Origin of the sequence: Flavobacterium sp. Root901, assembly GCF_001429765.1 — a bacterium.
Classification (GTDB): Bacteria; Bacteroidota; Bacteroidia; order Flavobacteriales; family Flavobacteriaceae; genus Flavobacterium.
Genome location: NZ_LMJB01000001.1, coordinates 740,356 through 754,084 on the forward strand (window position 1 = coordinate 740,356; position 13,729 = coordinate 754,084).

Consider the following 13,729-nt stretch of genomic DNA (forward strand, 5'->3'; position numbering starts at 1 on the left):
TTTTTTTACTAATTCAAAATATTTACAATTATTTTTTAGCTTCTTTATTTTCTTCAGATTTTGCACCCATTCTGTTAACAGTATACATTGGTGCAAATTTAACTTTCAGACCTGCGATTTTTCTATTATCTTCAGAGGTAAGTCCTTCTTTTTCAACTGTATTTTTACGGCTGTCAAGTGCTTCGTACATCAATTTAATTTCATCCCAGTCTTCTCTTGAATATTTATCTTTATTATCTTCAACGGTGTGAACGAACTGCTGATAAACACTATGAATATTTTGAGCATTTACCCAGCTAAAGTTCATATCATCACCAATTTTTCCTGCACCAAACAAAGCATCTCTTAATTGCTGTTTTGGACTTGGAGCCGGAGCTGGTGGGGCAAAAACGGTGGACATCTCATTTTTAAACTCTTCATATTTTGCTTTGCTGGCATTTACTTTTTCGGTCGCGGCCGAATTATCTTTTAAATCTGCCAGTGCTGCCTGAGCTTCCTGAGATTTTCTGTCGTATTCAGCATCGACTGCTTTCCAGTCTGCTTTTAAATTATCTGCTGAAACATTTTTAACTGAGTCTACATACGCTACATAAGCGTCGACTTTCTTTTGAGCTTGTTCTTGTTTTTCATCTTTACATGATGCGAAACCTAATGCAATTAATGCGATTCCAAATAATATTTGTATGTTTTTCATAATATTAATGTTTAAAATTTATAAGACAAATATAGTTAAAAATTTGAATAATCATAAATTATTATTAGAAATTTAATATTAAAAATAAATATTTTTCAGATAATTTTAAAAAATATGATAATTATATAAATTTGATAAAAAATTATATAACATCTTTTATGGAAATCAAATTATACTTTTTATAAAAACTATTTCACTTTAATATGTAACAAAAATGAATTCTTACTTACTCATCTTTTAATTAAAAAGTGTTTTGTACTTTTAAATCCAAAATTGTAAAACGAAATGGCAAATCCATTAATTAAAATAACCGACATAAAACGAAATTTTGTACTTGGCAATGAGATTGTTTATGTTTTAAAAGGAATTAATTTAGAAATCAATAAAGGAGAATATGTTGCTTTAATGGGGCCTTCGGGATCAGGAAAATCAACTTTAATGAATTTATTGGGCTGTTTAGATACGCCTACTTCCGGACGTTACGTTTTAAACGGAAAGGATGTCAGCCAGATGCGTGACGACGAATTAGCCGGAATTAGAAATACTGAGATCGGATTTGTTTTTCAAACTTTTAATCTTTTACCAAGAACCACCGCTTTAGATAATGTGGCTTTACCCATGATTTATGCCGGATATTCAAAATCTGAAAGAAATACAAGAGCCACAGAAGTTTTAAATCAGGTAAATTTAGCTGACAGAATGGATCACCAGCCAAATCAATTATCAGGAGGACAGCGCCAGCGTGTTGCCATTGCCCGCGCTTTAGTCAATAAACCTTCGATTATTCTGGCAGATGAGCCAACCGGAAATTTAGACAGTAAAACTTCTGTCGAGATTATGAAACTTTTTGGCGACATTCATGCTCAGGGAAATACTGTAATCCTGGTAACACATGAAGAAGATATCGCAGCTTATGCACATCGCGTAATTCGTTTAAGAGACGGATTAATTGAAAGTGACACAACAAAATAGTTTAATCGTTTATTGGGTTAGCTGTTTAATCGTAAGATTGAAAACTTAGAATCTTAGCACCTCAAAACCTTAGCATCTAAAAAAAAATGAAAGTATATACCAAAACAGGCGATAAAGGAACAACGGCTCTTTTTGGAGGCACGCGCGTTCCTAAGGATCATATCAGGATTGACAGTTACGGCACTGTTGATGAATTAAACTCCTATATAGGATTAATTCGCGATCAGGAAATGGATTTGCACTATAAAACCATTTTAATAGAAATCCAGGACCGTCTTTTTACTGTGGGCGCCATTTTGGCAACTCCGCAGGAAAAAGAAGTTTTAAAAAATGGCGAACTTCGCTTAAAGAATCTCGGAATAATCGATTCTGATATTGAATTACTGGAAAATGAAATAGATAAGATGGAAGAAAGCCTTCCGCAGATGACTCACTTTGTTTTGCCCGGAGGTCATCAAACCGTGTCATATTGTCACATTGCACGCTGCGTGTGTCGCCGTGCAGAACGTTTGGCAGTACATTTGAGCCACAATGAACATGTTCCAGAAATCGCAATTATGTACTTAAACCGACTTTCTGACTACCTTTTTGTCTTGGCACGAAAGTTGTCCTCAGACCTAAAAGCGGAGGAAGTGAAATGGATTCCGCGCAAGTAAGCAGTCACAGTTTTTCAGTTTTCAGACTGCAAACTGCCACTGAAAACTGATTACTTCTATGGACGTTCTTAAATTTTATTAAAATAAATCAAATTTTACTTGTCTTTTTCAGTAAAAAATTTATTTTTGCACAAACTAAACAGATAACAGATGTATTGGACATTAGAATTAGCATCTTATTTAAGTGATGCGCCATGGCCTGCTAACAAAGACGAACTTATTGACTACGCTATTAGAGCTGGTGCTCCATTAGAAGTAGTAGAAAACCTTCAGTCAATTGAAGACGAAGGTGAGATATATGAATCAATGGAAGAAATTTGGCCTGATTATCCAACAGACGAAGATTATCTTTGGAATGAGGATGAATATTAAAAAAATAAACCAAAGGAAAAAGTCTCATCACAGAGGCTTTTTTTTTGGTTCAAATACACATTATATAATAAAGAAATACAAATAAATTATGAGTTTCATAAACAGCATTATTAAGGTCTTTGTAGGCGATAAATCTCAAAAAGATGTTAAAGCTTTACAACCTTATTTAAACAAAATTAAAACTTTCGAAACTAGTTTAATGAGTTTATCTCATGACGAACTTAGAGCTAGAACTGCTTATTTTAAAGAAAAAATTAAAGAAGCAAGAGCAGAGAAAGATGCTAAAATTGCTTCGCTTAAAGCTGAAGTTGAAAGCATTGAAGATATCGACAAAAGAGAAGATATTTATGATGCAATAGACGCTCTTGAAAAAGAAGCTTATGAAATCTCTGAAAAGACTTTGTTAGAAATTCTGCCGGAAGCTTTTTCTGTTGTAAAAGAAACAGCACGCCGTTTTAAAGAAAACTCTCATATTGAAGTTACTGCAACTGCAAAAGACCGTGAATTTTCTGCAACAAAACCTTATATTACAATTGATGGTGAAAAATCTATCTGGGCTAATAAATGGAATGCTGCCGGGAAAGACATTACCTGGGACATGATTCACTACGATGTTCAGTTAATTGGCGGAATGGTTTTGCACGAAGGGAAAGTTGCCGAAATGCAAACGGGAGAAGGTAAAACGTTAGTTGCTACTTTACCGCTTTACTTAAACGCGTTAACCGGAAACGGAGTTCACTTAGTAACCGTGAATGACTATCTGGCGAAACGTGACAGTACATGGAAAGCACCTTTATTCGAATTCCACGGTTTGTCTGTTGATTGTATTGATAATCACCAGCCGAGTACAGAAGCGAGAAAAAAAGCTTATGATGCTGATATCACTTACGGAACCAATAACGAATTTGGTTTTGACTATTTAAGAGATAATATGGCCCATTCGCCAAGCGATTTAGTACAGAGAAAACACAATTTTGCAATTGTCGATGAGGTCGATTCTGTATTGATCGATGATGCAAGAACACCACTTATTATTTCAGGTCCGGTTCCTCAGGGAGATCGTCATGAATTTAATGAACTGAAACCAAAAATCGAAAACCTCGTTGCACAACAGCGTCAGCTTGCAAATGGTTTTTTGGCAGAAGCTAAAAAATTAATCAAAGAAGGAAATACTAAAGAAGGTGGTTTCTTATTATTAAGGGCTTACAGAAGTTTACCTAAAAATAAAGCATTAATTAAATTTTTGAGTGAAGAAGGAATTAAACAATTGCTTCAAAAAACTGAAAATCAATATATGCAGGACAACAATCGTGAAATGCATAAAGTTGATGAGGCTTTGTATTTTGTGATTGAAGAAAAAAACAATCAGGTAGAATTAACAGATAATGGTATCCAATATTTATCCGGAGATACTGATGCAGATTTCTTCGTTTTACCAGACATTGGAACAGAAATCGCTAAAATCGAAAAACAAAAATTAGACAAAGACGCTGAAGCTGAAGCCAAAGAAAGATTATTTCAGGATTTTGGTGTAAAAAGCGAGCGTATCCATACTCTAACACAGCTTTTAAAAGCTTATGCTTTATTTGAAAAAGATGTTGAGTATGTTATCATGGACAACAAAATTATGATTGTCGATGAGCAGACAGGTCGTATTATGGATGGACGTCGTTATTCTGATGGTCTTCACCAGGCGATTGAAGCTAAAGAAAATGTAAAAATCGAAGCTGCAACTCAAACATTTGCAACAGTTACATTACAGAACTATTTCAGAATGTACAGCAAATTAGCCGGTATGACAGGTACAGCGGTTACAGAAGCTGGCGAGTTATGGCAGATTTACAAACTGGATGTTGTTGAAATTCCAACCAACCGTCCAATTGCAAGACACGATAAAGAAGATTATATCTATAAAACAACACGTGAGAAATTCAATGCTGTAATTGAAGACGTTACCGAATTATCAAACGCAGGAAGACCGGTATTAATTGGAACAACTTCTGTAGAGATCTCAGAATTATTAAGCCGTATGCTTAAAATGAGAGGAATTACACACAATGTATTAAATGCTAAAATGCACAAGCAGGAAGCACAAATCGTTGAAGAAGCTGGTAAAGCCGGAGTGGTAACTATTGCTACAAACATGGCAGGTCGTGGTACCGATATTAAATTGTCTCCAGAAGTAAAAGCTGCCGGAGGTTTAGCAATTGTGGGTACAGAGCGTCATGATTCACGTCGTGTAGACAGACAATTACGTGGTCGTTCCGGACGTCAGGGAGATCCTGGAAGTTCTCAGTTTTATGTTTCTCTTGAAGATAACTTAATGCGTTTATTCGGTTCTGAAAGAGTAGCTAAAGTTATGGACAGAATGGGCCTTAAAGAAGGTGAAGTTATTCAGCATTCTATGATGACAAAGTCTATTGAACGTGCTCAGAAAAAAGTAGAAGAAAACAACTTTGGTGTTCGTAAACGTTTATTAGAATATGATGACGTAATGAACTCGCAGCGTGAAGTAGTCTACAAACGTCGTCGTCACGCATTGTTTGGTGAGCGTTTGAAACTTGATATCGCTAATATGCTTTATGATACCTGCGAATTAATCGTAAGCAATAATAAAGTTACAAATGATTTCAAAGGATTTGATTTTGACTTAATTCGTTATTTCGGAATTACATCACCAATTTCAGAAGCTGATTTTTCAAAATTATCAGACATTGAAATTACCGGAAAAGTATATAAAGAAGCTTTGGCTTTTTATAATGAAAAAACAGAAAGAAGCGCAAGAGAAGCTTTCCCAATTATTAGAGGAGTTTACGAAGAACCAAACAATCATTTTGAAAGAATCGTAGTTCCTTTTACAGACGGAATCAAAACTTTGAATGTTGTTACAGACCTGAAAAAAGCTTACGAAAGCGAAGGTGCTCAGTTAATCGCTGATTTTGAGAAAAATATCACACTTTCTATTGTTGATGAAGCATGGAAAAAACATTTACGCAAAATGGACGAATTGAAACAATCTGTTCAATTGGCCGTTCACGAACAAAAAGATCCATTGCTTATTTATAAGTTAGAAGCTTTCAACTTGTTTAGAGGAATGTTAGACAACGTAAACAAAGAGGTTATTTCGTTCTTGTTCAAAGGTGATTTACCTGCTCAAAATGTTAGTTCTGAAATCCAGGAAGCAAGAGAAGTTCGTCAAAAAGAGAATTTACAATTAAGTAAAGACGAAATTCCAAACAGCGAAAACATGAATCGCGAAGCTGGAGAAACACAACAGCGTCAGGTTACAGAGACTATCGTTAGAGATACTCCAAAAATCAACAGAAATGATACTGTTACAGTTCAAGAAGTTGCAACCGGTAAAACAGAAACAATGAAATTTAAAAAAGCTGAAAATCTTTTAGCTGCAGGAACCTGGGTTCTTGTTAAAGAATAATTAGTTTCAGTTTTCAGACTGACAATATAAATTATACATCTCAAACCCGACAAGTTTTAAAACCTGTCGGGTTTTTATTTACCAATTAACAGGCAGAGTTTTCAGGTTACAGCTGCAACTGAAAACTAAAAAACTTTTTCCGGAAACTCTTGGTAATAAACGCGAATTAAATGTATTTTTGCCCTTGTAAACAACGAATCATCTTTTGAAAAGATTTTTTATCATATTTCTTTCCTGCATGCTATTAGTTCCTTCTTTTGGCAGTTTCTTTGTTTATACCTCTTTCAAATTAAATCAGGAAGAAATTTCAAAAACCATCTGCGTACAGCGTAAAATGGTTTTTAATACTTGTAACGGCCGTTGTGAACTTCAGAAGAGTTTAAAAAAATACGCCGACAACGAAAAGAAAATGCAGGACAATCTTAAAGAAAAAGCAGAGATTGTTTATATACAGAATACATTCGAAAATAACTTCAAATTAGTAATTCCGGTAGAATCAAAAAAAGAAATCCTGACTTCGCTGGATGAGAAACCTATTTCTGTTTCCAATACTACTTTTCATCCCCCATCCTATTTTATATAATTTAAAATTTCAACTGAATTGAAATGAATTTTCATTGCATCATATTAAGTGCAATGAAAAGGATTTACGCATAACTTGTTTTCAGAACATTGATTTTATTTCAAACTTCAACCGCAAAGTTTAAATAGATATCCAATGTAAACTGCGTAAGCTTAAATTATATTTTAAAATTATTAAACATCGAAATCCTTGAAGAGATTTTTCATCATATTTCTTTCCTGTATGCTATTAGTTCCGTCTTTTGGCAGTTTCTTTGTTTATGCCTCTTTCAAATTAAATCAGAAAGAAATTTCAAAAACTATTTGCGTTCAGCGCAAAATGGTTTTTAATAGTTGTAACGGCCGATGCGAACTTCAAAAAAGTTTAAAAAAATATGCCGATAACGAAAAAAGAATGCAAAACAATCTTAAAGAAAAAGCAGAGGTTGTTTATATTCAAAATGCCATCCTAAACAATTTTCAATTTATAATTCCAATCGAAACTGATGTAAAACTGTTTGCTTCATTTGACGGAAAACCTGTTGCGGTTTCTAGTTCAACTTTTCACCCTCCATCCTTTATATAAATTTTAATTCCGCTTTTCACTAAATCTGAAAAGTGTTTTTTGGTTTCAAGCCAAAAAATATCGGTTAGTTTCAAAATTTATATAATTAAAATGAAAAAAATATACTTCATCCTATTAATCATAGGACAATGTGTTTTGGCACAAAATAAAACACAACAAGACACAACAAAATCTCAGGAGCTTGAAAATGTTTTTGTTACGGCAAATCGCACTGCTGCATTACGAAAAGAAACTCCGGTTGCCATTAGTAAACTGACGGCAAAAACCATTAACGAAACCAAGGCTGCTGCAGTTTATGAAATCGTGAATAAAACGCCCGGTGTATTAATGGTTAATTTAGGAAACGAACAGCACATGATGTCAATTCGTCAGCCCATGACTACCAATGCTTATTATTTATATCTTGAAGATGGTCTGCCAATTCGTCCAATGGGAATTTTCAACCATAACGCATTATTAGAAATCAATCAGTTTAACCTTCAAAGTATTGAGGTTGTAAAAGGTCCGGTATCTTCCTTATATGGCCCGGAAGCAGTTGGAGGAACTATTAATTTAATTTCGCTAAAACCACCTGTTGATCCTGAATTTAAATTTGGCATTCAGGCTGATAATTACGGTTACCGAAGATTTCAGGCAGCCGGCGGTGCTACTATCGGAAAAGTTGGTTTTCATCTTGCCGGAATTTCAAGCCTTCAGACAAACGGCTGGATGACTTACTCAGATTATAATAAAGATAATCTGAATGCCCGAATCGACTATAATATCTCGCCTTCTACCCGATTGATAAGCAATACAATGTATGGAAAATATTATTCTGACATGAGCGGAACAGTTAATGAGGAAGCCTTTAATAACAGAACTTACAAAAGCACTTCTGATTTCACTTATAGAAAATCTGATGCCTTAAGAACGCGATTAACTTTAGAACACGACTGGAACGTTAATTCAGGCAGTTATATTACAGTTTATTTGCGTGATAATAAATTAGGTCAAAATCCTTCATACGGTATTAAATGGAGCCCAACTGTAAATCCGACAACAGCAAAAGGCGAAGTCAATTCGAACAACTTTAAAAGTTACGGAGCAATTGGACAGCATACTCAAAAATTTGATTTCCTGAATACAAAAATTGTGGCAGGCGCTCTTTATGATTATTCTCCCGTAACGTATTGGTCGTATGTAATTGATTTAAAAGCAAATTTAAATCCGGGCGAGACAGGAAAACAAACTGTTGATTCTTATGAAATTATTGCCGAACATCCAGATTCTAAATTAGCAGATTATACCGCAGATATATTTAACACAGCTGCTTATGCACAAGTAAGTTTTAATCCGTTTGAAAAATTGATTTTAACAATTGGAGGCCGTTATGACAACATGAAAGTGAATTATGATAATGCGCTGGATCTTTCATCGGGAAGTAAAATATATGACAAAGCTACTTTTAAAGTTGGAGCCAATTACAATCCGATTGAATTTGCAGGGTTTTACGGAAATTATTCTCAGGGATTTGCACCTCCCGGAATTACTTCCATTTTTAGAACTAAACCCGGAACAGGAGGAACAACTGGCGTTCCCGCTGATTTTTATTATAATTTGAAACCTGCCACTTTTGATAATTATGAAATTGGCGGATGGTTTTCTTTCTTAGAAAACAAACTAAATTTTGATTATGCTTTTTATTATATGGAAGGCAAAAATGAATTATTAAACATCAAACTTGCCGATAACTCTACTGATTATCGTTCGGCTGGAGAAACCCGTCATAAAGGAATCGAATTTGGAGCTTCTTACAGACCTTCAAAACAATTTAATTTTCGCTTAGGCGGAACTTACGCGCAGCATACTTATATAGATTTTAAACTTTCAGACAAACCAACAGATCCAGTTCAGGATTTAAACGGAAAAGAAATGCCTGCAGCACCAAAATGGTCAGGAAATTCAGAACTAAGTTATTATCCAAACTGGCTTCCAAATCTGAGAACTTCAATCGAATGGCAGCTTGTAGGAAGCTACTATCAGGATCAGGTTAATACGGTAAAATACGACGGATATAATTTATTCAATGCGCGAGTCGGCTACCAATGGAAAAAAATTGAGGTTTATGGAAATGTTATGAATTTAACCGATAAATTATATGCTTACAATGTTTCGAGAGCAAACACCGCGGGCGCACAGCCAACTTATACCGCAGCAGCTCCAAGGACTTTTGTGTTCGGAATTCAATATAATTTTTCATTAAAAAAATAAAATTCTGCCACAGGTTAAAATGATTAACAGATTAAAGAATTAACGAAAAGCTTTAAAAAAATCATTTGAAATCCTTTAATCTGTGGCTTTAAAAAAACAGCTATGAATAAGGAAAAAAAGAAAAGAAAATCTAAAAAGAAGGATTCTAAATTCATCAAAAAGATTAAACAAAACATGTACAAATGGCATCGTGTTATTGGTTTAATTACGATTATCCCTGTCATCTTCTGGACATTATCCGGGTTGATGCATCCCTTTATGGCGCATTTTTTCAAACCGGAAATTGCCCGCGATAAACTCGAAACACAGCTTATTGACAAATCACAACTGCATTTTTCGATTCAGGAAGTTTTACAAAAAAATGAATTAACACAATTCAAAAATTTCAGGATTGTTACTTTCAACAATAAAACGTATTATCAGTTAAAAACAATATTTGGCGAATTGTGGTATTTTGATGCTGCAACTGCTAAAAAACTGGAAAACGGAGATCAGATATATGCAGAGTGGCTTTCGCGTTATTTTTTAGATGATCAAAAAAGTCCTGTGAAACAAAGTGAAGTTGTTACCGAATTTACTTCTCAATATAAATATGTAAATCGTTATCTGCCAGTTTATAAACTTACTTTTAACCGTCCTGATGCTATGGAAATTTATGTAGAAACTTCTTCCGGCAAACTGGCAACTTACAATCCGAAATCGAGACAGGCTTTCATCTGGTTTTTTGATACTTTCCATAATTGGTCTTTTATGGATGCGATTACAAACAATAGTATCCGCATTATTACTATGATTTTTCTATTGACAGTAATTGGATTTTCTGCCTTGAGCGGAATTCTGATTTATGGTTTGCTGTGGAAACAATTTAAAAAAACAGACAGTCTGGAACCCAAAAGAGGATTGAGAAAATATCATCGTCAAATTGGGATTTGGATTTCTCTTTTTACCCTGACTTTTGCCTTTAGCGGCGCTTATCACGCAACTACAAAGTGGTCGCCGTATACCTTGTCTCAAATGGTGTATGAACCAACATTTAAAACGAGCGACATTGTTAAAACTGCCAATACAAATCTTAATTTAGACTGGAGCCGTTTTCAAAATATTGGAATTATAATGTTTAACGATACAATTTATTATCGCTGCCAGCTGAAAGAAAAGGAAAAGGGAAAATACAAAATAGCTGAATCAGATTCGAAATGGAAGAAAAAAGACGATTCAAAATCTGAAATTGTTTACATCAACGCTTCGACAAATCAAATTGTTCCGGGTCTTGATCTTCAGTATGCTGAGTTTCTGGCTTATTATTTTACAGGCGGCGCGCCAAAACTGGCCTGCTGCGAAATAGACATGAGTTCTTATGAAGAGGAAGAAGTTAATTTGGAAAATGTAAAACTTTTAGAATCAAAAGTTTTTACTGATTTTGAAAGCAGGGAATATGGTTTTGTAAACAAAAGACTTCCAGTTATAAAACTCGCGTATGACACTCCGGAAAAAACGACTTATTTTATTGAAACATCAACATCAAGACTCGCTGCGGTGATCAAAAACTCTGATAAGGTGGAAGGTTATTCGTTTGCCTTTTTACATAAATTCTTATTTATGGACTGGGCAGGAAAAAATATTCGCGACTTGTCAATGGTTCTGGCTGCACTGACGATTTTAATTGTTAGTGTTTTAGGATTTATTTTATTTTTAAAGAAAAAATAGGTTCTGTCTGAGATACTAAGATTCTAAGTTCTAAGATTCTGAGACTCTAAGTATCTTAGAATCTTAGAACTTAGAATCTTAAATTCCCGGATTATCCTGATAATAACGCGCTTCGATTCGTTTAATATCTTTTATAGAGTTTTTTGCCCAATCGAGGCGTTTTATTAAAATTTCTTCTTCAGATAGCTGCCATTTTATATCAGATCTTCGGAGTCTGTTTGTTAAACTTTGGATAATGATTGCGGCTGATACTGAAATATTTAAACTTTCTGTAAAACCAACCATTGGAATTTTCAGAAAACCATCGGCGTTGTCCATAATTTCCTGTGATAAACCTTCTTTTTCTGTTCCAAAAAATAATGCGCTTGGTTTTGTGATATCAAAATCTTCCAGTAAACTGTCTTTTTCGTGAGGCGTAGTGGCAATAATCTGATATCCTTTGTTTTTCAAATCTGTAAGACATCCGGAAACAGAATCAAAACGATTGATGTCAACCCACTTTTGGGCTCCCAAAGCAATTTCCTTATCAATACGTTTTCCAAAACGCTGTTCGATTACATTCAGTTCCTGAATTCCGAAAACTTCGCAGCTGCGCATTACAGCACTTGTATTATGCATTTGAAAAACATCTTCTACAGCAACTGTAAAGTGTTTTGTACGGTTTTCTAATACTTTTAAAAAATTACTTTTTCTATTCTCTGTTAATATATTTTCAAGAAATGCGAGGTAATCCAGATCAATCATTTTATTTGTATTTGGCGCAAAAATACATATAAATCAACAGAAAGAAAATTCAGGAGTATTTTCAATGTTCAGAATGTTCCAGCAATATATTATTTAACTTTTCGTGGAGCACATTTAGTTTGGTGAAATTTATTTCTAAAGCCTCTTCTTTAAACAAATCGCCTTTAAAGTCAGTCCCATTATTTTTAGAATGTTTATTTAAACGCTCAAACATTTTATTAATCTCATTATCAGAATAATCAACATTAATAAACGATATAAACTTTTCGATAACCTGTTTCATCCCTTCATTATAATTTAGGATTACAGCATTTTGGTCTTTCTCATAAAAATTTAGAAATCCCTGAAAATACTTCTCCAGAACCAAAGCGCCATATTGCTGAAAACTTACTTCGTTAATTTCCTGTGGTGTAATTCCAAAAACACCTGGCGGCAGTAAATTAGGAACCATATGCATTCCTACGAGTTTTTGATGTGATTTTAAAACTTCTACAGGGTTTCTGTAAAGCAGTCCAAAGGGAATATCTGGAAAAACAGATCTTAAATAACCGGCCTCAAAAATATGCCACGCATCCAGTTTTAGAATCAGATTTTTTTGTTCTGGAAACCTTTTCTGTCCTAAAAATTTAAGTACAGATTTTATAAGAGTCGTTTTGGTATCAAGACCAAAATGACTGCTTCTTAGAATTTCATCAAAAACAGGAGCTTCTGAGACGATTATATTTTCAGAAGCCGTTGCCAAAGACTGACTCAGCATTGTAGAACCGCATCTGGAAACATGAAAAACCAATGACTTTAAATCTATTGAAACTAATTCATTCGACCATTCTATCAAATTTTCAGGAGTCGTTACTACTTTTAACGATTTAGAATTATACTCATGTTTTTTGCATTTCAAAATTGTTTCCTCAAAAAAAGGTTCTGAATATTTTATGTCGTCCAAATAAATCCATTCAAAATAAATATTATTTTCTTTTTCAATTAATTTATAAGGAATCCAATTTGAAAGAGGGTGAATACTGTTTTCCATTTTGATTTTATTTTGATTGAAGACCGGCAATAATTTTAGCGTTTATTTCTGATGGATTCTGCATAAGTTCTGCAATAATCTGCTGTTTTACTTCTTCAGAATACTGATTTTTATTAGAAGAAAAATGAATATCAAAACCCATTTCTTCAAATAATCTATCAGACCATTCATTCCGCAAGCAATCCAATGTGAGATGAATTCTCGGTTCTGAACTTTTATTTTCCACACTATGCGGAAGCTGGAAATCAGCATACCAGCACTCTCCCATTTCCATTAAAACGCGCTTTTTATCTACATAAAAAAAGACGTCAGTATTTGTTACGACAGGAATATGAATTCGAAAAAAACCGTCTTCATAAGAAGTATCATTATCTGTATGTTCTTTAATTTCGCTGTTTGGTCCTAATCGAAGTAATCGTACTGCTTCTTTTTCGCATTTAAACCAATCCATTATTTCTTTAAAATAATGACAGCGATCTAACAAAGGCGTATTTATATATTTTTTATTTGAAAAAGACGTAATGTCATTTACCAATCCGGATTGTGATCGCAAAGAAACACTGGTCCAGTTTCCTTCGTACCTGTTTGTATTAAAATGCGGTGTCCATAAATCATTTTCACAAATGGTAAGTTCCTGCTGTAATTTTTCGACCGAACAAGTAATAGGAAGTCTGCTTGAAGAAGGATTCATAAGCTTCGGTAAATTAAATTTGAGATATGT

The 13,729-nt window shown here is 34.1% G+C and carries 12 protein-coding genes; 8 read left to right on the forward strand and 4 right to left on the reverse strand.

Features of this window, described 5'->3' with window-relative positions; all coding sequences use genetic code 11:
* Positions 1-28 precede the first annotated feature (28 nt).
* Positions 29-694 carry a DUF6565 domain-containing protein gene (locus ASE21_RS02975; protein ID WP_057121069.1) on the reverse strand — a complete coding sequence of 222 codons (666 nt, stop codon included), beginning with the start codon at positions 692-694 and terminating at the stop codon, positions 29-31.
* Between the two features lie 285 nt (positions 695-979).
* Between ASE21_RS02975 and ASE21_RS02980 the strand changes: the two genes are divergently transcribed.
* From ASE21_RS02980 to ASE21_RS03015, 8 genes are all read left to right on the forward strand, one after another.
* Positions 980-1,666, forward strand: a complete 687-nt coding sequence (locus tag ASE21_RS02980; protein ID WP_057121070.1) for an ABC transporter ATP-binding protein — start codon at positions 980-982, stop codon at positions 1,664-1,666.
* Positions 1,667-1,752: 86 nt separating this feature from the next.
* Positions 1,753-2,322, forward strand: coding sequence for a cob(I)yrinic acid a,c-diamide adenosyltransferase (locus ASE21_RS02985; RefSeq protein WP_057121071.1), 570 nt, complete (start codon positions 1,753-1,755; stop codon positions 2,320-2,322).
* 150 nt (positions 2,323-2,472) lie between these two features.
* Positions 2,473-2,694: a DUF2795 domain-containing protein gene (locus ASE21_RS02990; protein ID WP_007138072.1), complete on the forward strand. Its 222-nt coding sequence runs from the start codon at positions 2,473-2,475 to the stop codon at positions 2,692-2,694.
* Positions 2,695-2,782: 88 nt separating this feature from the next.
* On the forward strand, positions 2,783-6,130 hold the full coding sequence (secA, locus tag ASE21_RS02995; protein ID WP_057121072.1) for a preprotein translocase subunit SecA: 3,348 nt from the start codon (positions 2,783-2,785) through the stop codon (positions 6,128-6,130).
* Positions 6,131-6,368: 238 nt separating this feature from the next.
* Positions 6,369-6,713 carry a hypothetical protein gene (locus ASE21_RS03000; RefSeq protein WP_057121073.1) on the forward strand — a complete coding sequence of 115 codons (345 nt, stop codon included), beginning with the start codon at positions 6,369-6,371 and terminating at the stop codon, positions 6,711-6,713.
* Positions 6,714-6,902: 189 nt separating this feature from the next.
* Positions 6,903-7,277, forward strand: a complete 375-nt coding sequence (locus tag ASE21_RS03005; protein WP_242410209.1) for a hypothetical protein — start codon at positions 6,903-6,905, stop codon at positions 7,275-7,277.
* 90 nt (positions 7,278-7,367) lie between these two features.
* On the forward strand, positions 7,368-9,527 hold the full coding sequence (locus ASE21_RS03010) for a TonB-dependent receptor (protein ID WP_057121075.1): 2,160 nt from the start codon (positions 7,368-7,370) through the stop codon (positions 9,525-9,527).
* A 102-nt stretch (positions 9,528-9,629) separates the two neighbouring features.
* Complete coding sequence (locus ASE21_RS03015) at positions 9,630-11,234, forward strand: PepSY-associated TM helix domain-containing protein (RefSeq protein WP_057121076.1); 1,605 nt, start codon at positions 9,630-9,632, stop codon at positions 11,232-11,234.
* A gap of 78 nt (positions 11,235-11,312) precedes the next feature.
* Here the strand turns inward: ASE21_RS03015 and ASE21_RS03020 are convergent, their stop codons facing one another.
* The 3 genes from ASE21_RS03020 to ASE21_RS03030 form a co-directional block, all read right to left on the reverse strand.
* A complete protein-coding gene (locus ASE21_RS03020) occupies positions 11,313-11,978 on the reverse strand; it encodes a TrmH family RNA methyltransferase (protein WP_057121077.1) in 666 nt (221 codons plus the stop codon).
* 61 nt (positions 11,979-12,039) lie between these two features.
* A complete protein-coding gene (locus tag ASE21_RS03025) occupies positions 12,040-13,008 on the reverse strand; it encodes a hypothetical protein (RefSeq protein WP_057121078.1) in 969 nt (322 codons plus the stop codon).
* A 7-nt stretch (positions 13,009-13,015) separates the two neighbouring features.
* A complete protein-coding gene (locus ASE21_RS03030; protein ID WP_057121079.1) occupies positions 13,016-13,699 on the reverse strand; it encodes an aspartyl/asparaginyl beta-hydroxylase domain-containing protein in 684 nt (227 codons plus the stop codon).
* Positions 13,700-13,729: the final 30 nt, after the last annotated feature.